We start from the raw sequence: 26,605 nt of genomic DNA, 5'->3' as shown, positions 1-26,605 counted from the left end.
TTAGGGTTTATTTGAGATGCTTATTTTTAAGAGTATGCTTTTATTTTAGGAATGTTTTGATCCGATGAGTCGAAAGCTCAGGTTGTGCTCACTCTTAAGTTGATGGGCATGGCCAAACGCCCCTTTTATATGATTCTACTTATATTGGTCTAATAACGGCTCGAACTGGACTTCCATCTGCATCAGTTAATGCAAGTGGTAATGCAATAAGTTCATAATCACCGTCTGCTACATGATCTAGTACGACATTTTCTAAAATATGAATTCCATGTTTAAATAATTGATGATGCGCTGCTAATTCTTTATCATCTAGCGGATCAACTGATGGTACATCTACTCCGATTAAACGAATACCTTTCTCTGAAAGAAACGACGCTATGTCTGCACGTAAATGAGGGATCACCTCTGGAAATTCTTCAGCTTTTCCATGTGAAGATGTACGTAATAATAATCGTTCTACACCTTCTAAATGAAAGCTTTCTAATTCCTTTTTCCCGATGCTTTCAAGATTAGAAACGTCAATAATCCGTGCTGGGCCAACATAAACTTGAACATCTAAATCCAATACTTTCTTTCCATCATTATCAAAATGAAATGGTGCATCAATATGAGTGCCTGTATGAATACTCATCGTTAACTTTCCGACATTTACTGAGCCACTTTCTTCTTTTGACCATGAAACTTCATACGAGAACGGTGTGTCTCCTGGCCACGTTGCAATATTATTATTTAGCGGTTGTGAAATATCAATCCACTCTGATGTTTTCATATTTATGCCACAACCTCTCGCTTATTTTCAAACTGCTTATACTCTTCATTTTTCATAATTTTCTTTAATTTTTGTACAGATTTCCACACTTCTTCGTATGTGTTATATAAAGCGACCGGCGCAAGTCTCACCCCATTTGGCGCTCTAAAATCTGGGATTACTCCATTTGCTTTTAGTGCTTTACATATACGTGCTGCTTCTGCATGCTCTAAATAAATGTGCCCGCCTCGTTTTTCATCCTCTAATGGATTTCCAATTGTAAATTCGAAATCTTTTAATTCATGTCCAATTAAATTCAGCATGTATCTCGTAATATGTAAAGATTTCTCACGTAAACGTTCAATACCAGCATCTTTGAAAATTTCAAGTGAACCAATTAATGGTGCTGTACTTAATACGTGCGGTGTACCAATTTGATAAGCACCTGCATGATCAGCAGCTGTTAATGTATGCTCCATATCAAACTGTTTATCTTTTCTAGAACTAAACCATCCAGACAATCCTGGCAGTCTATTAAATTGTTTACTATTTACATAAAGGCCTGCAACACTACCCGGTCCTGCATTTAAATATTTATAATTGCACCAAACAGCAAAATCGACATCCCAATCTTTGAAATGATGCGGAATAGATCCTATTGAATGGCATAAATCAAATCCAATGTGAATGCCGCGTTTATGAGCTTCCGTTGTTAAACGTTTCATATCAAGAATTTGACCACTTCTATATAAAACAGAAGGTAATAAAATTAAAGCGATATCATCTTCCATCGCATGGATAATATCTTCTTCAGAAAGTGTTCTACCATCTCGGCTTTTCACTCTTACTAAATGCTCCTCTGGATCTAATCCTTTTAAACGAATTTGACTTTGAAGTGCATAAATATCTGATGGGAAAGTTAATTCATCCGCAAGTATTTTTGTACGTATTCCTTTTGGTTCGTAAAACGTCGCAATAACTTGGTGTATATTTGTAGTTGTAGAACCGGTTACAATAGTTTCTTCCGGTAAAGCACCAATAAGAGGGGCTGTAAGTTTACCTAATTTCTCTGAAAGGAAAAACCACGGGTGCTCACCTTCTGTCCAGCCGTCAATGCCATACTCTTTCCACGAATCTAGCAACGTAAGTAATGATTTCTCTGCTCTTTTTGAAAGTAGCCCTAATGAGTTTCCATCTAAATATATAGTACCTTCTTTTTTATAGAATTCAGTTTGAAAATCTTTCAGTTCATCATGTTTATCACATTCAAGCGCATACTCATAAGTTGGTTGAAATGGTTCTTTATACATGGTGTCACCTTTTCTTAATTTTCTTTTTATTCTAACTAGTTGAAATATATCACCTTAATTGATACAACGTCAATGATATTATGTCAGTTGACTTTATATATGAACTTCTTTTACAATACAGTTATATTTTCAGATATTTCAGTATAAAGAGGTGATTCTTTGAAAAACTCTACTCTTTCATCAAGAAAACACCGCTCCTTAGAAACGAAGAAGAAACTATTACACTCTGGTTACACTATTTTTATAAATAATGGATTTCAAAAAACGACAATTACACAAATTATTAAACATGCAGAAACTGGTTACGGAACAGCATATGTATACTTCAAAAACAAAGATGATCTCCTAATTAGTTTAATGGAAGATGTTATGAATCGTTTTTATAATATCGCTGAACGCTCTTTTTCTCCACAAACAAAAGAGGAAGCACGTATAATGATCCAAAATCAAGTTAGAGCATTCCTGCAATTAGCAAATGAAGAACGCGCTATTTTGCAAGTTGTAGAGGAAGCGATAGGATTATCAAGAGAAATACGGCAAAAATGGGATGAGATTCGGGAACGTTTTATAACAAGCATTAAACAGGATATTACTTACTCTCAAGAAAGTGGATTAGCACAACCTAATTTAAATAAAGAGATTGTAGCACGCGGTTGGTTCTCGATGAATGAATCGTTTCTTTGGACTATTACGCAAAATGACAAAAAGATTAACTTAGAGGAAATTGTGTATACGTTAACGGAGATGTATACAACCGGGTTATATAAATAGCACACCTTCAATAAGGAAGGTGTGTTATTTTACATCTATAAAAATATATTAACTGGGTATGGTAGTGCTAAAATTCAGATTTTCGGTTATATCGATGGCATTCCGACTTCTATAAATGATAATGTTTTAAAACAATATTTCCAAGGTAAGAAAAGAGAACAAATCATTACATCTTCTGAACTTAATTATTGGATAACAGAAAGATTTTGTGTTGATAAAGAAATATATGAAAGAGCTATTGAGATTTTCAATGAAAAATCTTCAAACAGTAAAAGCGTTACTCATGAGATTGAGTAACGCTTTTACCTTAATATATTTTTAATATTAATCTTCTTTATGATAAGCAGCTTCTACACATTCTGCTAGACGCTCCATTTGTTCCATAGTTAAACCTCGTGATATCCAGCCTGTTAACTTATACATCATTTTATAATAAAAATTACTAGGTTCATATTCTGAAATTAATGTTAGTGCTGTACCTTCCTCATCTTCTTCTAACATATAAGTCATTGCTGAATATCCTTGCTTCATTTCACTACCAAGTGAAATAATATGCGGTGCATCGTATTCAAGGATTTCTACTTCAGCCTCGAATATTTTCTTACCGACTTTTTGAACAGTAATATATTTATCTCCTACACGTGGATTCTCTTTATCCATATTTGAAGGATAGCGATTTTCTATTATAAACGTATTCCATTCTTTTATTTTTTCATCTTCTATTATATAGTCACATACAATATCCATTGGTGCTTTTATTACTATTTCAATTGCAAAACTCATTATACTGCCCCTCTCAAATACCCTATCCATTTCTATTTAACTAAATCATTATGCCATATTTTATATAGTGAAATACAAGTAGAATTTTAACTTTTTATTGTGAGGGGGATTCAATAAATAATCATTTTTTATTAATTTAAAAACTTATTCATACAAAATATTTTATTAAAGATACAACAATTAAAAACAAAGCCACGAGTAGTAAAGCAATCCCTATACTTCTATTTTCTTTTTCGTTATTTTTTAAATTTTGCACTCCTAAACTAACTAACATAATCCCTATAAGCGTTTGTAAAATTAGCATACTCTGTTCCGAAACATCATTCCAACTATAAATGGAATACCCCATTACAATAATTGCAAGTACAATCGTTAAGATCCTATTCATATGAAAATCCTTCCTATAAAAAAAGAAGCCACTAAGTTTCCTTAGTGGTTTTATTAACAATTTATATTTAGTAAAATTACTTTTTATGAGTTTGATATAAGTCAATAGAATTTCCTGGCCAATATAACTATGTATGTTAGCACACTTTTTCTTTATTCAGTCTACTTACAATTCCAACTATAAATTTATATTCAATCCTCTTCTTCTTAATCTTTTTAAATCCTTCTTTCGTATCAAAAATTAAACACGTTTTCCGAAACCACATTCGTACATATAGTGACTCAAAATAAATAGGTTTTATAATTCCTCGTTCTTCAAATTCAGTTCCATCTTTATTTTCGGTTTCTGTTCGAACGAACCACCTATTTCCGAAGCCAATTTCAATATACTTCACATAAGTCCCCCTTCCGGGAATTATTTTCTAACAATTCTATTATTTCCCCGGTAAGCGCACATTCCGACAGAACATGAGCCCACAAAGAAAAAGTAGATTACAAAAATCTACTTTATAGCTTATATTTCTGCATTCGTTTATAAAATGTACTTCGAGGAACATTTAACAGTTTTGCGGCTAACGAAACATTTCCGTTCGTCTTTTCTAACGCTTCAATCATGCTATCACGCTGTATTTTTTCGCGAAAATTCAATGTATGTTCTGTTTTATTTTCAACTTGTAACTCAAGTTGTTGTTGATTTCCCGTCATTGTTTGTATCAAAAAAGCGACTTGCTTTTCGCATATTTCCCGTCCTTGCGACAAAATGTAAATACGTTCTAATACATTTACTAGTTCCCGAATATTTCCGGGCCATGTATGTTGTAAAAATTGATTGTATATACTCTTTGGAAATACAACATTCCAATTCTTCCGTTCGCAAAAGTGTTGTATAAAATATGGGATATCCTCTTTTCTTTCTATTAACGATGGAACATATAACGGATAAACGTGCAAACGATAATATAAATCTTGACGGAATTTCCCTTCTTCTACTAACCGTAGTAAATCTTTATGTGTGGCAGTAATAATACGAATATTTACTGGTACCTCTTTTGAACTTCCTATTGGAGTTATTGTGCGTTCTTGTAAAACACGCAATAAGGCTACTTGCATCTCTGGTGATACTTCGCCAATTTCATCTAAAAACAGTGTTCCTCCATTCGCTTGTTCAAATTTCCCTTTATATCCTTGACGTCGCGCACCTGTAAACGCACCTTCAGCATAACCAAACAATTCACTTTCCATTAATTCTTTAGGCAAAGAACCGCAGTTAACAGCTATAAAGGGTTCGTCTTTTCTTGGACTATTTTCATGAATCGCTCTCGCGACATATTCCTTTCCTACTCCTGTCTCACCACATACATACACACTAGCATCAGTCGGTGAAACAAGCTTAATTTCTTCTAGTGTGTGTTGAAATGCTTTACTTGTCCCGGTAACCCCTGGAAAAGTAATTCCTTTTATAAATGTGAAAGCAGAATATGTATTCATTTGTTTGTTTTCCTTTAAATACATACATTTCCCGATCATTCTTTCATTACTATATACCGGTATCTCTAATTTAGTTTCCAATCCATGGTGCACTAAATCTTCAAGTTTCATTCTTGACCAATTAGTTACTCGTTCCCGAACGTTCTTACTCGCAGAAACGATAACATCACGATGATTACAAATAACTACTTGTTCATCACTATCAATGACATCTAAAAAACGATGGATTAAGTGTAATTCATTTTGATGAACTCTTATGCTACATTCACGTTCAATCGCATGTGCAATTGAAGTTACCATACCGAGCATATATGGATGCGAAAATTCAATTGGACAGGAGAAATCTAGAATACCAATTAATTTCCCGTCATCGTTATGAATAGGAGCAGCCGCACAACTCCAGCTATGAGATACCACGGAGTAATGTTCAGTACCACTTATCATAATAGCTTCTTCAATTTCTAGCGCTGTTCCTATTGCGTTTGTCCCCACAGCTGCTTCCGTCCATTTTACACCTTCAATAAAATTAATATGTTTCGCTCGCTTTAACGTTTGTTTATTTCCACTTAAGGATAGGACATAACCATCTGGATCGATTAATAATGCCATCATTTGTAGTTCATCAATGGTTTTTCTCATATTTTGTATTTGGGGTAATGCTATATCAAGGAAAATTTCACTCTTTTTCTTTTGTTCTCGAAAAATATTAGAAGACAAAACTTTCTGACCTTTATTCATATGAGGATTAACATTAGCCTGTTTACATCGATGCCACGATTCTGAAATTCTTTGATTTATGCGATTTGAATCAAGAACACCTTCATTAACAAACTTTTTCCATGTATGTAAGTAAAACGGTGAAGCTAACATTGTATCATCTCCCTTTTAATTGTTTTGGAGATTTATAAAACATACTTTTATTATAAAACTGAATAAAAGCGTTTTCAATACAACTAGCAATACGACACAAATATGTTAATAATTTGAATATCCTAATGCCCTTCTTTATTCTTTTTTAGTAGCACTATATTTTGTATAATGGACGCAAAGAAAATACATAACCAAAACCACTTTTGTGGATTACCATTTATAAAGAAAACAATCACGGCTTTATCCCTCACCCCTCTGTTACTTTACAGTACATACTAACTCTTCATTTTTCATCTCTACTATGTACTCCTGTAAAACATATTCTTTCCCGCCATGGTTTTCATACCATTCATGTATTCCTTTAATATGCCTCTCGTCACTTCTAATTTTCGATTCTATTTCATTATACTGTTCATAACTATCATATTCCCATATGGCAAATACTTCAGACGTACCATTCTTATTATCTTTCATCCAGCGTCCTATTAGCCTAGAACCATGCTTTAATTGATTAGGTAAGTTCGTATTATTGAAATGATCATTAAATACTTCTATAAATTCATTTTTCACTACATAGTACTTCCTTCTGTAAAACATACTTCTTCACCTCTTTCATGAAAAGTATTAGTAAATCTTCCCATCACTACCGTATTATAATACTTTCCATCCGATAGTCTTTTGTCATTTTTCAAAATGCCTTCTACTTCAAAACCTAATTTTTTATAAAGATGAATGGCTTTCTCGTTTGTCTCTAATACTTGTAAAGATATTTTATTCACTGCATTTTCGTCAGCCCATTTAATAGATTGTTGTAATAGGCTCTTCCCCATTCTATATCCCCAAAACTCTTTTAAAATGCAAACGCCAAACTCCACTTTATGAGATAATCTCTTAATATTTGATCCTTCACATCTTGAAAATCCAACGATTCGATTGTGCACTTCTGCAACTAAAAAGAGATTCTTAGTCTCTTCACTATCTGTTTTTATTATTTTTTGAAACCCTAGGTCATCTATAAATCCCTCTCCAGCATCTCTATCCATATTTTCAGTTTCTCCATCAATCTGAACTCTAATTTTCGATAACTGCTCAGCATCTTTCTCAGCTGCAGAACGAATTGTATAAGTTAATCCATTTATATAAAACTCTTGCTCTTTTACAATCATGTCAAACTCCTTTCAAATGAATATAATGGCGCTATTACAACTTGTTTACCTTGTTTCTCAAAGTCCTGAACAGTTTCTTTACTAGCCTCTTCGTCAGTTATAATAATGTCAATTTCTTTTAGAGACTCTCCTCTTATAAAACAATCTATTCCAAGTTTATTATGCGGAACTAAACAAATATTTCTTCTAGCAATTTCACTTACTCTTTTACTAAAATAAGCAACTTCAGGTGTTGCAGTACTAATACCTTGTAATGAAATGCCTCCACCTGTAGAGAAATAAAGATCAATAGAAAATCTACTTATCAATTCAGAGGCAAGTGTATCAGTAATATTCCCTGAAGGTTTTACTTTTCCGCCAATTAAATACGTATCAATATTCTTATATTCTCGTAGATAACCAGCTATTTCTATAGAATTCGTAATAACCGTAAATGATACTTCTGGTAAATATTTCAGCATCGCATTATGAACGGAAGCCCCACCAATAAAAATTGAATCACCTTCTTGTATATAAGATACCGCAACTCTTGCAATTGTGTCCTCATATATTGAGCTATCACTATAACGTTTAGCTGGTTCCGCAGCTAAGTTTCTCACTCGCGTAAGTTCAATTGCACCTCCGTGCGTTCTTTTTAATAAACCATCCTTTTCCATAATAGACAAATCTCTTCTTATAGAATCAATAGACATATCAAATCTTTCCGCAAGATCCTTTGCGATTACTCTTCCATCTGTATTAAGTAGCTCTAAAATTTTCTCTCGACGCTCTTCAGTAAACATGTCATCACCACCGTTATTGAAGATTCAGAAACTTAAACTTTATTTTAATTATATGCATGCCTCTTCCATTTTACAATATTTTCAATTCTTATTTATTCCGTTTTATACAGTCTTCTCCCTCTTTCTATCCTGTTAACTTGACAACCGAATAAATATATATCTGTATATTACGAAAAAATACTTCCATTCATCTTCCTATTGATGTAAAATTATTCCTATGTTTTACTTTTTAATACAGAAAGGGATTACTATGAAACCATTAATCAAAACGACATGTACAGCATTATTATTTACTGGAATATTAACAGGATGTAATAGCAATACTACATCAAAACAAGAAAAGAGCGCTCTCGAAAAGAATGCAATGCACTATGGGGAAATATTTAAAAACGAATACTATAGAGCAACTGTTGAAAATGCTAAATTCGAAAAAATAGACAAAGAGTGGCGTCTCACAGCTCGCGTTACTATAAATAACGCTCGTGTTGACGGACAAACGATAGATCTTTCAGAAATAAAATATTTCATAAAAGATGACAAAACGGGTGAAAAATACGAAGGTAAAGTTATACAAAATGAAAATGCTAAAAAAATTCCATCTGAATTTTCTTTAACTACTGACATTGAATTTAATATGAAAACTTCACCAAAAGATTTAAATAATATGTATTTATACATAGATAGCAAAGCAGCGCCGTTAACAGATACATATTGGAAGCTTGATAATTTAGTATCTAAATAGAAAGACCAGTCTTACATGACTGGTCTTTTACATTCATACATTTAACTTTCATTAACACTTATATTCATTTTCTAATAACAACTTGAATAACATCAGCTAAACCAGTGTGCCCTTTCCCTTCAATTCGCTCTTGTTCGCCATTAAAGAAATGAATTACCTTATGTTCTTCACACCAAGTAAGGATATCAATTGGATCATACAGCATATCAACATCTTTTGGTCCACCAGTACCATAGTTTATTTGTTTTTTTGAGTAAACTTCAAACATAATTAAACCACCAGGCTTTATCGTTTGTATCATTTTACCTAATATCATTTTTTTATAATCATCATGAAAATGTCCAAATACCATAATTGCTGCATCATATTCATTTTCTGGCAAACTATCAGCTAATAAATCTACTTTTTTTGTATGCACGTTTACGTTATGCTTCTCTGCCAATTTTTTTGTCTTCTCTAATCCATCTTCCGAATAATCAATAGCTGTTACTTCGTTCCCTTGTCTTGCTAGAAATACAGCATTTCTACCTTCTCCCTCCGCAAAAGCTATTACTTTATTGTGATTTGCTAAACGAAATGCTTGTTCTTTAATAAATGTATTAGGTTCTTCCCCGTAAAAATATTCATCTGATTTATATCGATCATTCCAAAATTTAGTCATCATCTTCTCTCCTTCTTCATATCATTTTCTAACTACAATTAAAGATATCAAAGAGTCTTTTTATCCTTAATTAATTTAAAAATAAAAGCAGATTAAAAATCCACTTTTATTTTTTTCGCAAGATCTACGATTTTTTGATTTCGTAACTCTTCTTCCATTTTCTCTTCTGCTGCAAGCATTACTTCATTAATTAAACATCCAGGTTTGTCATGTAAACAACATTCAAACAATGATGTTTTACCTTCAATTGCATGTATAATATCTAAAAATGAAATATCTTCCCAATTCTTACTAAGCGAGTAACCGCCCTTTGGACCAGATGATGAATGTATCATCCCTTCCTTCGTCAACTTAGTTAGTATTTTAGACAAGTACGTTGGTGAAACATTTTGCATTTCTGCTAATTGGTGAACACTAACTAACTTATTTGGTGTAGCCTTTGCCAGAAAAAGCATTGTATGAAGAGCATAATTTGTAGCTTTAGAATATTTCATAGTACAGCCCCTATTGTAGACTTCATGTATCTACAATAACTTTATTTTTTTATTATGTCAAACGTTTGTAATGCTCCATAAAAAATTATTTCTTCACAAGTAATACATCTGTCGCACAAATCGTCACTTCTCTAAATGGACAGTCGAATAAAACACCTAGTTCAAAACCATCTTCAGTAAGAGCTATTTCATGATATAACCACCAAGCATTTTCAAAGTTTTCCGGCATAGAACACTTTGCTACTCCTATAAAGGTTACTTCAAATTTATCAAATTCACTAAAAGTACCACTGCAATCTAATACGATAGACAAAGTATCTTCTGACTTTCTCTTTACTACTTTAATTACACTGTCGTGTAATGATGTCTTGTGTAACTGAACGACATTTGACTGAAGTTTTTTCTCAATGGAATTAAAATATTCTACGTATGATTGATCTAATTGTGCCACTCTTTTCTCATAATCTGTTGACCACTTTCGCATACGTTTTTTCAGTTCACCTGATGGGTATTCTGAATTAGTTGTGATGTTTTGTATAATTGAGTATATCGATTCAGGAAGGAACTTTAATAAATCTATTTTCCTTTTCTCAATTTCCTCCTTTAAACTTTCTATATCCATTTCCGACCATTCTTTTATAGAATCTATAAAACTTACAAATTCTAAAACTTGCATTTCTTTATACCAATCTCTTGTAAAATATTTCAATGACACCTCTCCTAAAACATCTTTACATCCAGTAAAAACAATATATCCACTTATTATATCATTCCAATAACCATTCTTTCTAAAGAAAAAATGTAAAACTGTAAATATTCCGCCTATTATTTCTAAAACTTCAGAATATTTACAAAAGTATAAAATTAGAATACATTTTAGCTGTACAAGATTCACCTGTACAAAAATTCAAACAAAAAGGGATGGTTATATGTTGAAGAAATTAGTAGCAGGGACATTAGTAGCGGGTTTTGCACTAACTGGAGGACTAGGTGCGGTAAGTGCTGAAGAAAAAAGTAACACAATTAAGTCATTTGATTATTTAAAAGTGGATGAACAAAATGTTAATTCATTTGCAAAATTAAGTGAGCAGGATAAGAAAGATATCCAAATTACTATGGTATTACCAGAGCAAAATGAAAATGGAGATTGGCTAGCTTATGGTTTTACTAGCCGTGAAACATTAGATGCGTATATTGAAAAGGATAAAAAAGCAATTAAAAATAAAATTAATCCTTTAGGTAGCGGTGCTGGTAGTACTGATTTTTATGAACATAAAGATAAAGGTGGACAATATATTTACTGGAGTAGCGGCTTTAAAAACTTACCATCTAGCTGGAATGACAGAATTTCTTCTGTAAGTACAGCGTCACCTTCTGCAAGTTATTCAACTACACTTTGGGAGCACACTTCAACACAAGGATATGGAAAAGGCGTTTTATTTAAACATGCTGATTGGTACGGTAAAACTGCTAATTTAGCTGCTGATTGGAACGATATTACTTCAGCGATTGAAATTAAATAGTAATAAGATATTTAATTTCTTCTATAAAAATTCAAACCACTATTCTCTCTTTCATTTAGAGAATAGTGGTTTATCATATTTCTATTTAAGCATGTACAGCATGTCCTACTGCTTGCATTAACGCTTCATGAATCGCCTCAGATAAAGTTGGATGTGCTGCAATATAATCTCTCATTATATCAGCGGTAACTTCTGTATGAATCATTACGGTTCCTTGACCAATAAGTTCAGTTGCATAAGGACCGATAATAGAAATCCCTACAATTTCTTGGTATTTAGGTTCTACAATGACTTTTACTTTACCTACTTGTTCTCCTAAAATAAGAGCTTTTCCGTTCGCTGTAAAAGGAAATTCTCCGATGAGAATATCACCATATTGTTCTCTTGCACCTTTTTCACTTAACCCTACACTAGCTATTTCTGGAGCTGTGTATATACAACGGGGCACAGCGTGATAATTTACTTTCACGTCTTCTCCGCTTGCGTGTAATGCTGCTGTCGTTCCTTCATGGAAGGCAACGTGAGCAAGCTGAATTCCACCGATTACATCACCAGCTGCGTAAATATGCGATACGTTCGTTTGCATATGTTCATTCACAGAAATCCCTTTATTTGAAAACTGAACCCCTGCCTTTTCTAATCCTAATTGTTGCACTCGTGGTTTTCTTCCTACAGAAACAAGAACAAATTCTGGAGTTACTTCGTGAGTAATTCCCTCGTACTCAAATGAAGCTTGCTTCTTATAGTTATTTAATCCTTTTAAAACTGCTCCCGTAAAAATTTGCACACCATCTTTTTCTAATTTCTCTCTTAAAATATTCGCGATATCTTCATCTTCACCAGGTAGTAATTGCGGTGCCATTTCAACTATCGATACTTTTGTGCCAAGTCTACTATAAATACTTGCAAACTCACATCCTATTACACCACCGCCAACGATTAACAATGAAGATGGTACACTCTCAAGAGACATGGCATGGCTACTATTTAAAATCCATTTTCCATCGAACGGAGCGAATGGTAATTCTGTAGGTTCGGAACCAGATGCGATAATAAAACTCTCTCCATCAACTACTTCTTCTTTATTTCCTTGTACAACTCGCACACGATGATCCGTTTCGAGTTTCGCTTTTCCTTTTACAACTTTAATTTTATTTTTCTTCATTAAATATTGTATTCCTTGGACGAGTTGCATTACGATTTGTGATTTTCTCGCCTGTATTTGATTCCAATCAATTGATATACTTCCTGTATTAAGCGTAACTCCATAATCATTCGCTTTTCTCACAATGTCATGTATTTCAGCACTTTCTAATAGTGATTTCGTAGGCATACAACCAACATTTAAACACGTTCCGCCAAGTTCAGCTTCATCAATAAGAGTGACACCTTTGCCATTTTGAGCCGCGGTAATTGCCGCTACATATCCAGCTGGTCCGCCTCCAATTACAACTAGTTTACTCATTCTCTCACCTTCTCTTTATAAAAGAATTGTTATAGGTTCTTCTAAATAATGTTTAATTGTGCGTAAAAATGCAGCTGCTGGTGCACCGTCTAGTACACGATGATCGAATGTTAAACTTAAAGGTAACATACTACCTTTTTTTAATTTTTCCCCTTTATATACAGGAACATGTTCAATTGCGCCAATACCTAAAATGCCAGTCTCAGGTGTATTTAATACAGGTGTGAAATATTCAATACCAAAGCTACCTAAATTACTAATTGTAAATGTCGTTCCGTGCATATCATCACTACTTAAGCTACCTGCTCGCGCCTTTTGTGCCACATTCTTAATCTCTTTAGACAATTCTACTAAAGATAAATTATTTGCAAAGCGAATAGCTGGAACGATTAACCCTTTTTCTAATGCGACTGCCATGCCTAAATGCACATGTTCAAATTGATGAATTGCATCATCTATATAAGCGCTGTTCATTTCTTTATGCTCTCCAAGTGCTAATACAGCAGCACGCGAGACGAAATCCGTAATGGTTAATTTATTATCATATCTTTTTTGTACAACTTTCGCTATTTCTTTATGTAAAGCAACTAAATCTGTTACATCTACTTTCATCGTTAACGTTAATTGTGCGCTATTTTGTAAGCTTGCGTGCATACGATTTGCGATCGCTTTACGCATACCAGTAACAGGAATCACGTTACTTTCTTCTTGTTCAGATATTTCCGGAACGATTCCTCTTACCTCAAGTGCTTTTAATACATCTGCCTTTGTAATCCTTCCGCCAGGACCTGTACCAACTAATACCTTGATATCCAAATTTTCAGACTTTGCAATTTTCTTCGCTACAGGTGAAATTTTAATTCTTTGCTTGGCTACTTCTTTCCCATTTGGTTCTTGATTTTGTACATTTTGTACTTCTATATTAAATGTTTTTTCTTCTACCACATGTGTGCTTTCCTGCATTTCTACTTTTTCATTCGGTTTACCGATGTAGCAAATTACAGTACCAGGCGGCACCCCTTCATCTTCACTTACAGCTATATCAAGCACCGTACCATCAGCTGGCGCTTCAATTTCCGTTTCAATTTTTTCTGAATTAATACTAGCAATTAGTTCTCCTTTTGCTACATTATCGCCTGCTTTAATATTCCAGTTCGTAATAATACCTTCTTTCATCGCCATACCTAACTTTGGCATTACAACTTCTACAGCCATACTGCTCTCTCCCTTCTCATCGTTTCATTACACATGTAATAAAGATTGGTCTCCGATCATTTCTGATATAGTTTCAATTACTTTTTCTGGCGTTGGCAAATACAACTTTTCAAGTGGTGGCGAAAACGGAACAGGTGTATGTGGTGCTGTAATTCGTTTAATAGGTGCATCTAGCAAATCAAATCCTTTATCCGCTACAATTGCCGCGATATCTGTTGCGATACTACATCTTGGGTTTGCTTCGTCAATGACGATAAGACGATTTGTTTTTTCAACAGATGCTAAAATCGTATCTTCATCAAGTGGTGATAAAGATCGTGGATCGATTACTTCTACTTCAAGCCCCTTTTTCGATAATTGCTCAGCAGCTGCAAGCGCCGTATGAACTTGTTTTCCAATTGCGACGATTGTTACATCAGAACCTTCACGTTTCATATCGGCTTTCCCTAATGGAATTGTATAGTATCCTTCTGGCACTTCACCTTTCATGTTGTAAAGTGTTTTATCTTCAAAGAAGATTACTGGGTCATCATCTTCAATTGCTGCTAATAATAAGCCTTTTGCATCATACGGCGTGGAAGGAACAACAACTTTAATACCTGGTATGCTTGTAAATAATGCGTACAAACTTTGTGAATGCTGAGCTGCTGCACTAAAACCAGCGCCATGCATCGTACGTACTGTAACAGGTACTTTTGCTTTACCTCCAAACATATAACGGAATTTCGCACCTTGGTTTAATACTTGGTCAAGACAACTACCGATAAAATCATTAAACATTAACTCAGCTATCGGACGTAACCCAGTTGCAGCAGCTGCCATCGCGGCTCCCATATAATCCGCTTCAGAAATTGGTGTATCCAATATACGATTTCGGCCAAACTCTTGTACAAGTCCTTTCGTAACACCAAGAACACCGCCCCATGCTTCATCATCTTGCAAATGATCAACTTGTGCACCGCCTGCAACATCTTCACCTATTAAAATTACATTTTCATCACGACGCATTGAGATTTTCATCGCTTCATTAATTGCAGTTGACATACTTACTGTTCTAGTCATAATTTTTCACCCTCCTCTTATTTGTAAGAAACGTATACATCTTTTAATAATTCTTCATCGTCTGGGTATGGACTATTTTCACTAAATTCAATGGATCTTTGTACTGCATCATCTACTGCTTTTTCCATATCAACAAGTTCAGATTCCGTTAATAAACCTTCATGAATTAAATGCTTACGGAAATTCACAATTGCATCTTTTTCATTTAAATGTTCTTCTTTTTCTTCTGATGTTTTATATGTTTGCGCTTCACCTTCGAAATGACCATAATTACGATATGTCATACATTCAATAATTGTTGGACCATCCCCATTACGCGCACGTTCCACTGCTTCTGCAGCAGCTTTATATACAGCTAGAAGATCTTTTCCATCTACTTGAACACCTGGAATATTATAAGCTTTTGCGCGATCAGCGATAGAATCACAACTTGAAGCATATTCAAATGTAGTTGCTTCACCGTAACCGTTATTTTCTGCAATAAAAATAACTGGTAACTTCCAAATCGCCGCTAAATTAACCCCTTCATGGAATGTTCCTTCATTATTTGCTCCGTCACCGAAGAAGCAAACACTTACATCTTTTGTTCCTTTATATTTAGCTGTTAATGCTGAACCGCAAGCAAGTGGGAAACCCCCGCCTACAATGCCATTCGCACCAAGCATTCCTTTATCTAAATCGGCAATATGCATGGAACCGCCTTTACCTTTACATAATCCTGTCGCTTTCCCGAAAAGTTCAGCCATCATACCATTTAAATCACAACCTTTTGCGATACAATGTCCATGACCTCTATGTGTACTTGTAATACTGTCACTATCCGTTAAGTGGGCACATACACCAACTGCTACTGCTTCTTCACCTGCGTATAAATGAACGAAACCAGGCAAAACGCCTTGCGCGAACAATTCATGCACCTTATCTTCAAATTTACGAATCTCTAACATTTTTTCGTACATCCAACGAGCTTGTTCTTTCGTAATTTCATTCCCTTTACTTTCAGTTGTTTTTAACATGTCCAGCCCTCCTATTTTCTTGTTCGTCTTTTATATTGCAAGTACCGTGCCAAATTCTAATCCTTGCTTTAATAGGTTTTCGCTTTTCTTTCATAATAAAAAGTGGACAAAATGAGACATTTGTCTCGTTTTGTCCACTTTTGTTCACCTAATTTGAGAACTATTATCTTATTCATTATCAAAGCTCTGCTGTAATTTTCGGATGTAAATAATTTGCCCAATATGATATGCATTATGAGTTGTTACATTCGCTAACACTTCCCACCATTTTGCAGAAACAGGAAATCCCACTACATCACTTTCAACCTTTTCTTCATTTATGAGAGTTTGCCATTGTAGCAGTTTTTCTAGTAGTTTTTCCCGTAATTCATCGAAAGTTTGATTATCTGAAAGCATAAAACTTTTATTATTATCTCCTATAGCGGGTACTGCATTAACATGTGATTCTTTATACCTAGTTTGCCACGTAGAGTTCCAATACAGTAAATGTTGTACGATTTCGGCTATACTATTACACTCTTCATTCGGTTTCCAGAAAGCTTCCCTCTCAGATAAATCCTTAACTGCATCTGAAAATGGCATATACCAACTGGGATCATTCGCATTTGCTAATAACTGATCTGCTAATACATCTTTCACATGGACCATTTTTCTTCCCTCATTTCATTATCATATTAATATACACTACTCTATATACGCTCATTCCCTATAATCCCCTTTTTTGCATACAAATTGGTTTCATACTGAATGTAAGAATAATAGATTTTCTTATCATAACTCGTTATGATAAAAGAAAAAGAAAGCTGGCGAAAAATGAATAAAAAAATCGCAATAATTACAGGAGCCTCAAGTGGATTTGGACTATTAACTACACTCGAACTCGCAAAAAAAAATTATTTAGTTATCGCTACAATGCGAAACCTTGAAAAACAAGTGCGCTTAATATCTCAAGTTACTCAACTTAACTTACAGCAAAATATAAAAGTTCAACAATTAGATGTAACCGATCAAAATTCTATACATAACTTCCAATTATTTTTAAAAGAAATACAAAAAGTAGACCTTCTTGTTAATAATGCAGGATATGCAAATGGCGGCTTTGTAGAAGAAATTCCAGTAGAGGAATACCGTAAACAATTTGAAACAAACCTATTTGGAGCTATATCAATTACCCAGCTTGTCTTACCGTATATGAGAAAACAAAGAAGTGGAAAAATCATTAATATAAGCAGCATTAGCGGTCAAGTTGGATTCCCTGGTTTATCTCCTTATGTATCTTCAAAATATGCATTAGAAGGCTGGAGTGAATCGCTTCGCTTAGAAGTAAAACCTTTCGGAATAGATGTTGCTTTAATTGAACCAGGTTCTTATAACACAAACATATGGGAGGTTGGGAAACAACTAGCTGAAAACCAATCTGATACAACATCTCCTTACAAAGAGTATATGGATAAAATACAAAAACATATTAATAGCGGTAGTAATACATTTGGTAATCCGATAGATGTTGCTAATAAAATTGTTGAAATTGCTGAATCTAAGCGTACAAATTTACGATATCCAATCGGTAAAGGTGTGAAATTTATGATTTTTGCGAAGAAGATTCTTCCTTGGAAATTGTGGGAATACCTTGTTTTGAGAAGCTTTAAGAAGATGTAATCAACTTTTTGAAAACTATTTTGAAAGGGATGCTAATTAAATGTTAGGTTTACCGTATGGGAAAGTGTTTTTAGTGCCGTGGACTGAAGAATGGGAAATTGAGTTTATGAAAGAGAAACAACTCATTGAGGAACAAATTGGCGAACATATTTTAGCGATACACCATATTGGTAGTACTTCTATTCCATATTTAAGTGCAAAGCCCATTATTGATATAGCAATTGAATTAGAAAATTATACGGACGGTATACATTGTATTAAAAAGTTAGAACTACTAAACTATAAATATAGAAAAGAAGTATTACCCGAAAGATACTATTTTAATAAAGGTGAACCAAGAACTCATCAAATTCATATGTATGAACAAGGGAATACATATTTAATAGAACAATTACAATTTCGTGATTACTTAATAGACAATAAAACTGCACGCATGCAGTATGAACAGTTAAAAATTCAACTTTCACAAGCTAATCCTACTGATAAACATAAGTATGTAGAGGATAAAACTAATTTCATTACATCTATATTAACTAAAATAAATGTTTAAATAAACAAGAAACCATTTAGTAGTAAATGGTTTCTTGTTTATTAGTTATTTCATTATTTGTACTATCAAATTTTTATTATACAGCAGGTGGAAAGAAGTAAAATAGTATCGAAGTCATAAAAATAAACGTGAATACCCCAATTACCGAAAATATATATTCTTTCGACTCTCTATCATACTTCCATTCCATCAATGCTCTTAAGATTAACGTCCCACCTAAATAAGTAAAAATGACATAAGCAATATTAATACTTTCAAATTTAAAGATAAATATAAAGCTAGTTATTAAATAAATAAAAAGTAGTCCTATTTCCAATTTTTTATGTAAACTATTTACATGTTTCTTATATCCCCAAAAACCACCCTTGGGCATATTCAATTTTTTTCTTAAAAACTTATCGAGAAAATAGATAGCTATACAAAAAACAATAGTTATAATCCAAAAAGTAGAAGCTCCCATTTTCACCCCTCCTATTATTTCATTTAATTACTTGAAATAAATTGGACTATATTACGGTTATCCCCTTCTAAATAACTTATGATGCCTTCAGGATATGTCAGCTTCTCCTGTAATTCCTCTAGACTTTTCCAAATTAATATAATATCCTCATGCTCTTTATGCCTTATTTCATTTGTAATGATTTTTTCAACAGTCCCCCAATGTATCAATGTACAATGATGACCTTTTTCGTTGTCCCACTCAAAAATCTGTTCATTTACAATTGCTAACTCTTGAACATCAACTTTCAAATCGTACTCTTCTATTAACTCTCGAATTATTGCTTCTTTTGACGTTTCACCAAATTCAATAGAGCCACCTGGAAAACGATAAAATGATTCATTTTCATCGCATTGTACAAGTACTTTAGAATGATCTTCATTTAAAATCATTGCTTCAGCACGTAATTTAGGATTTTTCATTTTGTCTCCCCATTCATTCCACATATAATTAAATCCACTAGGTATAAAAGAAAAGATTAAGCATAATTCCTGTTATTACTAATAGCGGAACCGCTCCTAAAGAAATGACATATTCCCTCGATTCTTTATCAAATTTCCACTCCATAAATGATTGAAGGCAGTATAAAGTTATTAAAAATAAAATGGGTAAATTACTAATATAAACGGGATTTAAAGTAGCACATATCATCGTAACAATTATATAAGAAATAATAAGAGCCCTAGTGCCCCATTTATGAAAGTTGTTTACATATTTACTATTCCAGTCTGTTTGTTTCGGTATATTTAGTTTTTTCCTCACTACTTTTTCAAAAACAACTAAGGATATAATCCATACTATTAATAAAATTCCTTTAACCCAAAACAGTGATGTTTCCTCCTTTACCTTTTCTCCGGCTGATCACTCGGATACGTAGCATTCCTTTTATTTTCTACGTCCCAACTAATAATTGTCGCACTATCACGTCCCAACTGATGATGCACGTGTTCTAAAACATTGTGAATATTTTCTTTAAGTGTTTTATTATTTCTATTCATAGCATTATACAAATTTACAGGTATTTCATATCGGCGTTCCCCGCATTCTAATACTCCATCTGTCACTATTACAATTCGGTTTTTTCCAGTACGTAATTCACAAATACCTGATGAATAACAAGGAACAGGTAAATCGAATGTGTTTACATTCCCAATCCATTCGTAAAAATGACGTTGATTTAATGCATATTGCCCTAACTTATGTAACTCTTCATGAAATACATACACTAAACAATCACCGATAGAAAGCCACCATATATAATTTTCTTTCCTTACACATAGTAAGCAAGCTGTTTCACCTTTAATTTTTTTGCACTTTTCCTTAAATGAAGATGACTGAAAAATTGTCAGTATATGATTTTCAATAGATTGAAACACTGTATTAATTGATTCATTCAAAATTACTTTTATATTTTCATATTCTTTTTCGATTGTATTTACTACTAAATCAACACTTTCTGCACTATTATGTCCATCTAATATAGCTGCAAATTCCCAATCACCATTTGACCAAACTAACGCACCATCTTCGTTCTTTTTTGCTCCGGCACTAATATTCCCACCATATGCACCGAGCACGATATCACCATATTGCTTTACCGAAATTTCGTCTAAACACATTTCTCTACTTCCAACCCATGAATGTTGTCTATTATTTGTTGTATGCATATTCACTCACCATATACTCTCGTATTCTTTCGCATAGTTTTTTGATTTTCGCTGCGTCACCATATGGTGCGCCAGTCCATTTCGCTATCTCGGTTGGTGACCAAAACTCTTTTGGTGTATTTGCATAACGCGGTATGATATGCATATGCATATGTGGTACACCATTCCCTGAAACAAAAGTGTAAATATGCTCTGCACCTTCGCTTTCTTTTAGCGCTTTACTTACTCTACTTGTTATAAGTCCGAACGCTTTCGCTTCTTCATCTGTTAGTTCAGCGAGGCCAGGTACATGCCTTTTTATATCTATCATTACATAACCCAAGTATGTTTCTTCACTATCCCAGTGGACATGTCCAACGTAAACGAGTTCATCTTCGTAAATAGCTCCACCTGGAACTATAATATTTCCTTTATGCTTTTCACAAATAAAACAGTTTAGTTTTACTTGATCGTTCGTTGACATATTCATCACCATCCTTTTCATATATAATATCATAAAAAAAGGAAAAAAAGGATTTATATTCCGAAGATTCACTCTTTTGATACAGCAATTTTTGAAATGAATTTAAACCTCATTATTTCTTCAAAAACGCAATCCCAATTACGATCCCAATCACAATTCCGATTACTAAATTATTTGTATAATAACCTTGGAATACACCGATTACAACTCCTATACCAATACCTATTGCCAAAGCATCATTTCTTTTTTTATTTTTAGCCAAAATTGCATCTCCTCCCATCATTTCTCGCTAAACAACATACACTTACTTGAATGTATTAATATATTCACTATCTCACTTGAACATTTCAAAAAAATGTACTTTAACTTCACATATAATATTTTCCATTTTCTGTACATACTCCTTTTATATTGAAAAATTTTCAAGTAACTATTAATTATACATAGGCATTTACTATAAGAAAGCTTCGTAATTTATTGAAGGAGGAACAATTCAAATGTATCCTCATTGGAATCAAAATATAAATCAACAGTATGTTTATTCCCCCCATCCCGCAAGGAATACATTGCATCATGATTCACAATATATGATGCAGCATATCGCAAGTCTTGAAAGTCAATTAACTAAATTAATCTCATTAATCGAGGAAAATAATCAATTCATCAAATCAATGGAACAACAACAACAACAACACCAAGTTTGTACACCAGCTGGAGGTTCTGTTATCGTTCATATGTAATCTAGATGCAATAAAAAACACACTTTGTATTATAAAAGTGTGTTTTTTGGTCATTATTTTCTTTTCGTATGGAACCCTTGTGTAATTCGATCTAATATAATTGCGATTACTACGATAGCTAATCCAGCTTCAAATCCCATTCCGATATTAACTTGTGTTACAGAGCGATATACATCAACTCCAAGCCCTGGAGCTCCTACAAGTGATGCTGTTACAACCATCGATAACGAAAGCATAATGCTTTGGTTCACACCAGCCATAATCGTTCCGGTTGCAAGTGGTAATTGTACTTTAAATAGTTTTTGTGATGCTGTGGATCCAAACGCATTCGCTGCTTCAATTAAATCTTCTGGAACTTGTCTAATCCCTAAGTCAGTAAAACGAATTGTCGGTGGCATTGCAAAGATTACCGATGCAATAATTCCAGGTACTACACCAACTCCGAAAAATGTAATCGCTGGAATGAGGTATACGAATGCCGGCATTGTTTGCATAAAATCTAATGTTGGCTTTAAAAATTTTGAGAAACGCTCATTTTGAGATGCTAATATACCAATTGGAATTCCGACAATAATTGAAATAATAACAGACGTAAGTACGAGTGCTAATGTTTGCATCGTTTGTGCCCAGTAGTTAATATTCAAAATGAATAATAATCCAATAAGCGTAAAAATGACTAAAGATAATTTCCTCGTTGTGTACCAAATGAAGAAACACAAGATAATAATCATCAATATGGCAGGTATTATTGTTAAAAAATTAGTGAGTAAATCAACGAATCCACCAATAATATAAGAGAATCCTCGGAATAAGCCTTCAAAGTGTTCATATAAACTTGCAACAAATGAGTCGACCCATTCCCCTAATGGAATACGTGGTATACTATTCATCGTCTTTCACCTCTTCCTCAATGTTTCCTGCAAGAGCTTGAATGACACTTTCACGTTTAATAATTCCTCTTAGCCTTTTCTTCTCATCGATTACCGGTAACGGATATTTCATCTCTGCCATTTTTGCATATGTCTCTTCCAGTAAAGTATCCAAATACACATGCGGAATATCATTAAGTAATAAATCAGCAATCGGCCACTGTTTTTGTACTGCTTTACTCGCATCATCCGCAGTTAATATACCTAAAAACTCATACTTTTTGTTTACAACATATACAGTTGAGACGCCTGCATTCCTCATAATTTGAAGGGCCACACGAGGTCCACGATCAATCAATAAAGTTTCTGGTCGTTTTAAAATAGACTCAGCCGTAATTACTTTTCCTAAATTCACGTCCGCAACAAACTTTTCTACAAATTCATTTGCGGGGCTCATCATAATTTCTTCTGGCGTTCCAATTTGGACGATTTCTCCATCTTTCATTAATGCGATACGATCTCCAATTCGAAGCGCTTCATCTAAATCATGCGTAATAAATATAATCGTTTTTTCCATTTTATCTTGTAACTCTAACAATTCATCTTGCATTTCTTTTCGAATAAGTGGATCTAATGCACTAAATGACTCGTCCATTAGTAATACATCTGGATTATTCGTTAGTGCCCTTGCGATTCCAACGCGCTGCTGCATACCACCACTAAGTTGACTTGGATAATTATCTTTATGATGATCGAGTCCTACTAACTGTAGCGATTCTAACGCTTTTTTCTCTCGCTCTTCAACCGGAACTCCTTGTATTTCTAAACCATATGCAACATTTTGTATAACTGTACGATGCGGAAATAGAGCGAATTTCTGAAATACCATACTCATTTTCGTTCTTCTTACTCTCCGTAACTCTTCTTTTCCCATCGTTGCGATGTCTTCACCATCTATGTATATATGACCTGCAGTTGGTTTAATCAATTGATTTAACATACGAACTAGCGTAGATTTCCCGCTACCAGACAAACCCATAATAACGAAAATCTCTCCAGAGTAAACTTCAAACGTTGCTTTTTTCACCCCAACGTTCATTCCTGTCTCTTTTAAAATTTCCGATTTACTTTTTCCTTCTTTTAATAAGGAAAGGGCTCTTTGCGGATGTTTCCCGAATACTTTTGTTACGTTTTCAACACGCACCTTTGTATTATCCATGTCACTACTCCTTTTCTACCCATCTATTCACATAGTGTTGCGATTTTACAAAGAAATATTACATAAAAATGACATTCATAAGATTTCTTTAAAATTCTCGTTTCCGTTCATAATAAGAATGCTTACTTATACATTTATTTTATAAGGCAAACGTTACTTAGGAGGTTTTCGATGCGAAAGAAAATTTGGTTTATATGCCTTGCATTATTTATTACTATGATTTTCACTTCATGTAATGCAACAAATGCAAATTCGAAAGGAAAAATTAAACTTGGTGTAACAAGTTGGAAAGAAAATATTGCAACTGCAAACATGTGGAAAGTTTTATTAGAAGAAAAAGGCTACAAAGTTGAGCTCATGTATTTAGAAAAAGCCGCAATTTGGACTGGTGTCGCTCGTGGCGATGTTGATGCGAATTTAGAAGTATGGCTACCAGTTACAGATAAACCGCTAAACGATCGTTATAAAGATGATATTGTCTTAAAATCAAAATGGTACGAAGGTACTGGACTAGGTTTAGTCGTCCCTTCTTATATGAAAAACATAAACAGTATCGAAGATTTAAATGCTCATAAAGATGAACTAGATAATAAAATTGTCGGTATCGAACCCGGTAGTAGTCTTATGAATTTAACGAATAAAGCAATGAAAGAATATGATATAAAACTAAAACTTGTCCAATCTTCTGAAGCTGCGATGATGAGTGAACTAAAGAAAGCATATACAAAAAAGAAACCAATCGCTGTTACGCTTTGGAATCCGCATTGGGGTTTTTCAGAATTTGACTTAAAATATTTAAAAGACCCTAAGAAAGTATATGGTGAAAAAGATGACATTTATTACTCCGTTCGTAAAGGTTTCGAAAAAGATCACCCAGATGTTATAAAATACTTTGATAAATGGAAAATGAACGATGAACAGCTCGGTACGTTAATGGTCATGTTAAATAAAACAAAAGATCCTGAAGAGGCTGCGCGAAAATGGATTAAAAAAAATCAAGCATTAGTTGATGAATGGGTAAAGGATTAATAAAAAGGCTAGAGAATTAATATATCCTCTAGCCTTTTTCATCTTATTTTTTCGTAACAACGTCATCTACAATCCCATATGCCTTCGCTTCTTCTGCAGTCATAAAATAATCTCTTTCTGTATCATGTGCTACTCTTTCAATCGGTTGGCCTGTTTTTTCTGCAATCATTTTATTAATATCATGCTTTAACTTTAATATTCTTTTCGCAGTTATTTCAATTTCTGTTGCTTGCCCTTGTGCACCACCAAGCGGCTGATGAATCATAATTTCACTGTTAGGGAGCGCAAACCGTTTTCCTTTTGCTCCTGATAATAATAACAATGCACCGAATGATGCCGCAAAGCCCATGCATAGCGTTTGCACATCTGGTTTAATTAAATTCATCGTATCTAATATTGCAAAACCTGCTGTCGTTGAACCTCCTGGGCTATTGATGTATAAATATATATCTTTTTCTGCATCTTCTGCTTCTAAAAATAATAATTGCGCTACGACACTACTCGCTACTTGATCGTTAATTTCTGAGCCGATAATAATAATGCGGTCTTTTAATAACCTTGAATATATATCATAGGAACGTTCTCCTAATTTTGTTTGTTCTACTACATATGGAATTGTATTCATTTTAAATTCCTCCAATACTTGTTATGCTGCGCAAAGCATACAACTGTAGGAAGAAGGGTTTTTCACATTAAATAATAACACTGGCTGTTTAGATGGTAACTTAGTAAAATCTATTGTCGGAAGAAGTTTCGTTAACAATTCTGGTCTTTCCTCACGAATAGATGTTACAACAACTTCAATATCCTCTGTGAATTCGACTATCTCAATCCCTTCTTCACTTACAGTTTTCAGCCTATTTCTACTTCGAAATAAAGAAGCCTTTACTGCACCTTCTGATACAAAACACACTTTAGCAATATCAGCGATACTATATTGAAAAACATCTTTTAATAATAAAATTGCGGATTGCTGTACATTTAATGAAGACAATACTTTCCCTACCATTTCATGCAAATCTGCAATGTTCTCATGTGGTTCTTCAAAAGTGATTTGTTCTCTTATTTTTTCATGAACAGACTTAGACTTTATCTGATCTAACCAACGATTTCTTGCTATTTTATAGACGAGTGTCATACAAATATCTTTATTTCTATATTTTTGAAGCACTTTACACACTGTTTCTTGGGCGAGATCTTCCCCATCCCATTTGTTTTTCGTTAAAAAAGTACAGTATCTTTTTAACTCTCCATATTGTTCAATTAAAAAGTTTATATTTGAATGATTCATATCGATATGGTTCTTTAAAACATGAGTTACTTTTGTGCACAAAATAACCACTCCTTTTCAGCGCTTACTTAATAAACGATTCAACATTAAAAAAAGTTACGGGGATATAAAAAAATAATGTTTATGTTCAATAATT

Annotated in this window: 35 protein-coding genes and 1 pseudogene; 8 read left to right on the top strand and 28 right to left on the bottom strand. The window is 33.7% G+C overall.

All coding sequences use genetic code 11. The features are described 5' to 3' along the window. Positions 1–139 precede the first annotated feature (139 nt). Both kynB and kynU read right to left on the bottom strand, forming a co-directional pair. Positions 140–769: an arylformamidase gene (kynB, locus tag MR168_RS01920; RefSeq protein WP_000858074.1), complete on the bottom strand. Its 630-nt coding sequence runs from the start codon at positions 767–769 to the stop codon at positions 140–142. Between the two features lie 2 nt (positions 770–771). Next, the gene (gene kynU, locus MR168_RS01915; protein ID WP_086411321.1) at positions 772–2,058 is read right to left on the bottom strand and encodes a kynureninase; all 1,287 of its coding nucleotides are present in this window, start codon (positions 2,056–2,058) and stop codon (positions 772–774) included. Positions 2,059–2,217: 159 nt separating this feature from the next. On the opposite strand from kynU, the gene MR168_RS01910 reads away from it, so the two are divergent. Further along, complete coding sequence (locus tag MR168_RS01910; protein WP_000798542.1) at positions 2,218–2,829, top strand: TetR/AcrR family transcriptional regulator; 612 nt, start codon at positions 2,218–2,220, stop codon at positions 2,827–2,829. A gap of 69 nt (positions 2,830–2,898) precedes the next feature. Continuing rightward, positions 2,899–3,126, top strand: a pseudogene (locus tag MR168_RS01905) (hypothetical protein); the annotation flags it as partial. 27 nt (positions 3,127–3,153) lie between these two features. Here MR168_RS01905 and MR168_RS01900 read toward each other — a convergent pair. From MR168_RS01900 to MR168_RS01865, 8 genes are all read right to left on the bottom strand, one after another. Further along, positions 3,154–3,612, bottom strand: coding sequence for an SRPBCC family protein (locus MR168_RS01900; protein WP_000006415.1), 459 nt, complete (start codon positions 3,610–3,612; stop codon positions 3,154–3,156). Between the two features lie 148 nt (positions 3,613–3,760). Continuing rightward, positions 3,761–4,000 (bottom strand): DUF3953 domain-containing protein, encoded by a 240-nt coding sequence (locus MR168_RS01895; RefSeq protein WP_001079916.1) that lies wholly within the window; start codon positions 3,998–4,000, stop codon positions 3,761–3,763. Positions 4,001–4,136: 136 nt separating this feature from the next. Next, positions 4,137–4,394: a DUF3977 family protein gene (locus tag MR168_RS01890; RefSeq protein WP_000873828.1), complete on the bottom strand. Its 258-nt coding sequence runs from the start codon at positions 4,392–4,394 to the stop codon at positions 4,137–4,139. 112 nt (positions 4,395–4,506) lie between these two features. Continuing rightward, positions 4,507–6,357 (bottom strand): sigma-54-dependent Fis family transcriptional regulator, encoded by a 1,851-nt coding sequence (locus MR168_RS01885; RefSeq protein WP_242291178.1) that lies wholly within the window; start codon positions 6,355–6,357, stop codon positions 4,507–4,509. Between the two features lie 122 nt (positions 6,358–6,479). Continuing rightward, positions 6,480–6,608 carry a histidine kinase gene (locus MR168_RS33570; RefSeq protein WP_140159319.1) on the bottom strand — a complete coding sequence of 43 codons (129 nt, stop codon included), beginning with the start codon at positions 6,606–6,608 and terminating at the stop codon, positions 6,480–6,482. Between the two features lie 7 nt (positions 6,609–6,615). Continuing rightward, positions 6,616–6,954 carry an NIPSNAP family protein gene (locus MR168_RS01875; protein WP_000499992.1) on the bottom strand — a complete coding sequence of 113 codons (339 nt, stop codon included), beginning with the start codon at positions 6,952–6,954 and terminating at the stop codon, positions 6,616–6,618. Next, entirely contained in the window at positions 6,927–7,523 is a 597-nt protein-coding gene (locus MR168_RS01870; protein ID WP_242291177.1) for a GNAT family N-acetyltransferase, read from the bottom strand. The genes MR168_RS01875 and MR168_RS01870 overlap by 28 nt, the downstream gene beginning before the upstream one ends. After that, on the bottom strand, positions 7,520–8,305 hold the full coding sequence (locus MR168_RS01865; protein ID WP_006924315.1) for a DeoR/GlpR family DNA-binding transcription regulator: 786 nt from the start codon (positions 8,303–8,305) through the stop codon (positions 7,520–7,522). The genes MR168_RS01870 and MR168_RS01865 overlap by 4 nt, the downstream gene beginning before the upstream one ends. Positions 8,306–8,555: 250 nt before the next feature. On the opposite strand from MR168_RS01865, the gene MR168_RS01860 reads away from it, so the two are divergent. Beyond that, complete coding sequence (locus MR168_RS01860; protein WP_000803253.1) at positions 8,556–9,047, top strand: hypothetical protein; 492 nt, start codon at positions 8,556–8,558, stop codon at positions 9,045–9,047. 64 nt (positions 9,048–9,111) lie between these two features. Here MR168_RS01860 and MR168_RS01855 read toward each other — a convergent pair whose 3' ends face one another. From MR168_RS01855 to MR168_RS01845, 3 genes are all read right to left on the bottom strand, one after another. Further along, the gene (locus tag MR168_RS01855) at positions 9,112–9,711 is read right to left on the bottom strand and encodes a class I SAM-dependent methyltransferase (protein WP_002041261.1); all 600 of its coding nucleotides are present in this window, start codon (positions 9,709–9,711) and stop codon (positions 9,112–9,114) included. Positions 9,712–9,800: 89 nt separating this feature from the next. Then, on the bottom strand, positions 9,801–10,202 hold the full coding sequence (locus MR168_RS01850; protein WP_000877650.1) for an Rrf2 family transcriptional regulator: 402 nt from the start codon (positions 10,200–10,202) through the stop codon (positions 9,801–9,803). Positions 10,203–10,287: 85 nt separating this feature from the next. Then, on the bottom strand, positions 10,288–10,911 hold the full coding sequence (locus MR168_RS01845; RefSeq protein WP_016122644.1) for a DUF4085 domain-containing protein: 624 nt from the start codon (positions 10,909–10,911) through the stop codon (positions 10,288–10,290). 220 nt (positions 10,912–11,131) lie between these two features. Here MR168_RS01845 and MR168_RS01840 point away from each other — a divergent pair, with 220 nt between their 5' ends. Then, positions 11,132–11,725 (top strand): hypothetical protein, encoded by a 594-nt coding sequence (locus MR168_RS01840; protein ID WP_000914443.1) that lies wholly within the window; start codon positions 11,132–11,134, stop codon positions 11,723–11,725. 85 nt (positions 11,726–11,810) lie between these two features. Here MR168_RS01840 and lpdA read toward each other — a convergent pair whose 3' ends face one another. From lpdA to MR168_RS01815, 5 genes are all read right to left on the bottom strand, one after another. After that, positions 11,811–13,190, bottom strand: a complete 1,380-nt coding sequence (gene lpdA / locus MR168_RS01835; RefSeq protein ID WP_086411318.1) for a dihydrolipoyl dehydrogenase — start codon at positions 13,188–13,190, stop codon at positions 11,811–11,813. Between the two features lie 15 nt (positions 13,191–13,205). After that, positions 13,206–14,405 (bottom strand): dihydrolipoamide acetyltransferase family protein, encoded by a 1,200-nt coding sequence (locus MR168_RS01830; protein WP_016122646.1) that lies wholly within the window; start codon positions 14,403–14,405, stop codon positions 13,206–13,208. Positions 14,406–14,432: 27 nt separating this feature from the next. After that, positions 14,433–15,467 carry an acetoin:2,6-dichlorophenolindophenol oxidoreductase subunit beta gene (gene acoB / locus MR168_RS01825; protein WP_242291176.1) on the bottom strand — a complete coding sequence of 345 codons (1,035 nt, stop codon included), beginning with the start codon at positions 15,465–15,467 and terminating at the stop codon, positions 14,433–14,435. 17 nt (positions 15,468–15,484) lie between these two features. Then, on the bottom strand, positions 15,485–16,483 hold the full coding sequence (gene acoA / locus MR168_RS01820) for an acetoin:2,6-dichlorophenolindophenol oxidoreductase subunit alpha (protein WP_000921275.1): 999 nt from the start codon (positions 16,481–16,483) through the stop codon (positions 15,485–15,487). Positions 16,484–16,651: 168 nt separating this feature from the next. Further along, the gene (locus tag MR168_RS01815) at positions 16,652–17,131 is read right to left on the bottom strand and encodes a DinB family protein (protein WP_006924308.1); all 480 of its coding nucleotides are present in this window, start codon (positions 17,129–17,131) and stop codon (positions 16,652–16,654) included. Positions 17,132–17,296: 165 nt separating this feature from the next. Between MR168_RS01815 and MR168_RS01810 the strand changes: the two genes are divergently transcribed. Beyond that, entirely contained in the window at positions 17,297–18,142 is an 846-nt protein-coding gene (locus MR168_RS01810; protein WP_025709460.1) for an oxidoreductase, read from the top strand. Positions 18,143–18,182: 40 nt separating this feature from the next. Next, positions 18,183–18,692: a GrpB family protein gene (locus MR168_RS01805; RefSeq protein WP_086411317.1), complete on the top strand. Its 510-nt coding sequence runs from the start codon at positions 18,183–18,185 to the stop codon at positions 18,690–18,692. Positions 18,693–18,768: 76 nt separating this feature from the next. Here the strand turns inward: MR168_RS01805 and MR168_RS01800 are convergent, their stop codons facing one another. The 6 genes from MR168_RS01800 to MR168_RS01775 form a co-directional block, all read right to left on the bottom strand. Continuing rightward, entirely contained in the window at positions 18,769–19,152 is a 384-nt protein-coding gene (locus tag MR168_RS01800; protein ID WP_000501285.1) for a DUF4181 domain-containing protein, read from the bottom strand. A 23-nt stretch (positions 19,153–19,175) separates the two neighbouring features. Beyond that, positions 19,176–19,613, bottom strand: a complete 438-nt coding sequence (locus MR168_RS01795) for an NUDIX domain-containing protein (RefSeq protein ID WP_000795351.1) — start codon at positions 19,611–19,613, stop codon at positions 19,176–19,178. A 37-nt stretch (positions 19,614–19,650) separates the two neighbouring features. Then, positions 19,651–19,980 (bottom strand): DUF4181 domain-containing protein, encoded by a 330-nt coding sequence (locus MR168_RS01790; protein WP_078214853.1) that lies wholly within the window; start codon positions 19,978–19,980, stop codon positions 19,651–19,653. A 53-nt stretch (positions 19,981–20,033) separates the two neighbouring features. After that, a complete protein-coding gene (locus MR168_RS01785; protein WP_086411316.1) occupies positions 20,034–20,858 on the bottom strand; it encodes a PP2C family serine/threonine-protein phosphatase in 825 nt (274 codons plus the stop codon). Continuing rightward, positions 20,842–21,333: an HIT family protein gene (locus MR168_RS01780; RefSeq protein ID WP_025709464.1), complete on the bottom strand. Its 492-nt coding sequence runs from the start codon at positions 21,331–21,333 to the stop codon at positions 20,842–20,844. Before MR168_RS01780 ends, MR168_RS01785 begins: the two co-directional genes overlap by 17 nt. A gap of 100 nt (positions 21,334–21,433) precedes the next feature. Beyond that, on the bottom strand, positions 21,434–21,601 hold the full coding sequence (locus tag MR168_RS01775; protein ID WP_140159318.1) for a glycine zipper domain-containing protein: 168 nt from the start codon (positions 21,599–21,601) through the stop codon (positions 21,434–21,436). A 217-nt stretch (positions 21,602–21,818) separates the two neighbouring features. On the opposite strand from MR168_RS01775, the gene MR168_RS01770 reads away from it, so the two are divergent. Then, complete coding sequence (locus MR168_RS01770) at positions 21,819–22,061, top strand: hypothetical protein (RefSeq protein WP_140159317.1); 243 nt, start codon at positions 21,819–21,821, stop codon at positions 22,059–22,061. Positions 22,062–22,114: 53 nt separating this feature from the next. On the opposite strand, the gene MR168_RS01765 is transcribed toward MR168_RS01770, so the two are convergent. Both MR168_RS01765 and MR168_RS01760 read right to left on the bottom strand, forming a co-directional pair. Further along, a complete protein-coding gene (locus MR168_RS01765; protein WP_001084759.1) occupies positions 22,115–22,951 on the bottom strand; it encodes an ABC transporter permease in 837 nt (278 codons plus the stop codon). Then, positions 22,944–24,149, bottom strand: a complete 1,206-nt coding sequence (locus tag MR168_RS01760) for a quaternary amine ABC transporter ATP-binding protein (RefSeq protein WP_000370606.1) — start codon at positions 24,147–24,149, stop codon at positions 22,944–22,946. Before MR168_RS01760 ends, MR168_RS01765 begins: the two co-directional genes overlap by 8 nt. A 171-nt stretch (positions 24,150–24,320) precedes the next feature. Here MR168_RS01760 and MR168_RS01755 point away from each other — a divergent pair, with 171 nt between their 5' ends. Beyond that, on the top strand, positions 24,321–25,178 hold the full coding sequence (locus MR168_RS01755; RefSeq protein WP_001227615.1) for a glycine betaine ABC transporter substrate-binding protein: 858 nt from the start codon (positions 24,321–24,323) through the stop codon (positions 25,176–25,178). A 43-nt stretch (positions 25,179–25,221) separates the two neighbouring features. Here MR168_RS01755 and clpP read toward each other — a convergent pair whose 3' ends face one another. Both clpP and MR168_RS01745 read right to left on the bottom strand, forming a co-directional pair. Beyond that, positions 25,222–25,803, bottom strand: coding sequence for an ATP-dependent Clp endopeptidase proteolytic subunit ClpP (gene clpP, locus MR168_RS01750; protein WP_001092372.1), 582 nt, complete (start codon positions 25,801–25,803; stop codon positions 25,222–25,224). Positions 25,804–25,824: 21 nt separating this feature from the next. Then, the gene (locus tag MR168_RS01745) at positions 25,825–26,511 is read right to left on the bottom strand and encodes an RNA polymerase subunit sigma-70 (protein WP_016122653.1); all 687 of its coding nucleotides are present in this window, start codon (positions 26,509–26,511) and stop codon (positions 25,825–25,827) included. Positions 26,512–26,605 lie beyond the last annotated feature (94 nt).

It is taken from the genome of Bacillus cereus group sp. BfR-BA-01356 (genome assembly GCF_022663635.1).
GTDB classification, from domain to species: domain Bacteria; phylum Bacillota; class Bacilli; order Bacillales; family Bacillaceae_G; genus Bacillus_A; species Bacillus_A cereus.
This window is presented reverse-complemented; position numbering and strand designations above follow the sequence as displayed.

What these genes read in the sequence shown, in the direction of transcription:
- kynU (WP_086411321.1), bottom strand. Translation starts at nt 2,058, where the DNA reads ATGTATAAAGAACCATTTCAACCAACTTATGAGTATGCGCTTGAATGT.
- MR168_RS01900 (WP_000006415.1), bottom strand. Translation starts at nt 3,612, where the DNA reads ATGAGTTTTGCAATTGAAATAGTAATAAAAGCACCAATGGATATTGTA.
- MR168_RS01860 (WP_000803253.1), top strand. Translation starts at nt 8,556, where the DNA reads ATGAAACCATTAATCAAAACGACATGTACAGCATTATTATTTACTGGA.
- MR168_RS01810 (WP_025709460.1), top strand. Translation starts at nt 17,297, where the DNA reads ATGAATAAAAAAATCGCAATAATTACAGGAGCCTCAAGTGGATTTGGA.
- MR168_RS01770 (WP_140159317.1), top strand. Translation starts at nt 21,819, where the DNA reads ATGTATCCTCATTGGAATCAAAATATAAATCAACAGTATGTTTATTCC.
- MR168_RS01780 (WP_025709464.1), bottom strand. Translation starts at nt 21,333, where the DNA reads ATGGTGATGAATATGTCAACGAACGATCAAGTAAAACTAAACTGTTTT.
- MR168_RS01875 (WP_000499992.1), bottom strand. Translation starts at nt 6,954, where the DNA reads ATGTTTTACAGAAGGAAGTACTATGTAGTGAAAAATGAATTTATAGAA.
- MR168_RS01765 (WP_001084759.1), bottom strand. Translation starts at nt 22,951, where the DNA reads ATGAATAGTATACCACGTATTCCATTAGGGGAATGGGTCGACTCATTT.
- MR168_RS01775 (WP_140159318.1), bottom strand. Translation starts at nt 21,601, where the DNA reads ATGGGAGGAGATGCAATTTTGGCTAAAAATAAAAAAAGAAATGATGCT.
- MR168_RS01800 (WP_000501285.1), bottom strand. Translation starts at nt 19,152, where the DNA reads ATGGGAGCTTCTACTTTTTGGATTATAACTATTGTTTTTTGTATAGCT.
- MR168_RS01855 (WP_002041261.1), bottom strand. Translation starts at nt 9,711, where the DNA reads ATGATGACTAAATTTTGGAATGATCGATATAAATCAGATGAATATTTT.
- acoA (WP_000921275.1), bottom strand. Translation starts at nt 16,483, where the DNA reads ATGTTAAAAACAACTGAAAGTAAAGGGAATGAAATTACGAAAGAACAA.
- acoB (WP_242291176.1), bottom strand. Translation starts at nt 15,467, where the DNA reads ATGACTAGAACAGTAAGTATGTCAACTGCAATTAATGAAGCGATGAAA.
- MR168_RS01755 (WP_001227615.1), top strand. Translation starts at nt 24,321, where the DNA reads ATGCGAAAGAAAATTTGGTTTATATGCCTTGCATTATTTATTACTATG.
- MR168_RS01760 (WP_000370606.1), bottom strand. Translation starts at nt 24,149, where the DNA reads ATGGATAATACAAAGGTGCGTGTTGAAAACGTAACAAAAGTATTCGGG.
- MR168_RS01895 (WP_001079916.1), bottom strand. Translation starts at nt 4,000, where the DNA reads ATGAATAGGATCTTAACGATTGTACTTGCAATTATTGTAATGGGGTAT.
- MR168_RS01795 (WP_000795351.1), bottom strand. Translation starts at nt 19,613, where the DNA reads ATGAAAAATCCTAAATTACGTGCTGAAGCAATGATTTTAAATGAAGAT.
- MR168_RS01805 (WP_086411317.1), top strand. Translation starts at nt 18,183, where the DNA reads ATGTTAGGTTTACCGTATGGGAAAGTGTTTTTAGTGCCGTGGACTGAA.
- MR168_RS01830 (WP_016122646.1), bottom strand. Translation starts at nt 14,405, where the DNA reads ATGGCTGTAGAAGTTGTAATGCCAAAGTTAGGTATGGCGATGAAAGAA.
- MR168_RS01885 (WP_242291178.1), bottom strand. Translation starts at nt 6,357, where the DNA reads ATGTTAGCTTCACCGTTTTACTTACATACATGGAAAAAGTTTGTTAAT.
- clpP (WP_001092372.1), bottom strand. Translation starts at nt 25,803, where the DNA reads ATGAATACAATTCCATATGTAGTAGAACAAACAAAATTAGGAGAACGT.
- kynB (WP_000858074.1), bottom strand. Translation starts at nt 769, where the DNA reads ATGAAAACATCAGAGTGGATTGATATTTCACAACCGCTAAATAATAAT.
- MR168_RS01815 (WP_006924308.1), bottom strand. Translation starts at nt 17,131, where the DNA reads ATGGTCCATGTGAAAGATGTATTAGCAGATCAGTTATTAGCAAATGCG.
- MR168_RS01870 (WP_242291177.1), bottom strand. Translation starts at nt 7,523, where the DNA reads ATGATTGTAAAAGAGCAAGAGTTTTATATAAATGGATTAACTTATACA.
- MR168_RS01785 (WP_086411316.1), bottom strand. Translation starts at nt 20,858, where the DNA reads ATGCATACAACAAATAATAGACAACATTCATGGGTTGGAAGTAGAGAA.
- MR168_RS01865 (WP_006924315.1), bottom strand. Translation starts at nt 8,305, where the DNA reads ATGTTTACTGAAGAGCGTCGAGAGAAAATTTTAGAGCTACTTAATACA.
- MR168_RS01850 (WP_000877650.1), bottom strand. Translation starts at nt 10,202, where the DNA reads ATGAAATATTCTAAAGCTACAAATTATGCTCTTCATACAATGCTTTTT.
- lpdA (WP_086411318.1), bottom strand. Translation starts at nt 13,190, where the DNA reads ATGAGTAAACTAGTTGTAATTGGAGGCGGACCAGCTGGATATGTAGCG.
- MR168_RS01840 (WP_000914443.1), top strand. Translation starts at nt 11,132, where the DNA reads ATGTTGAAGAAATTAGTAGCAGGGACATTAGTAGCGGGTTTTGCACTA.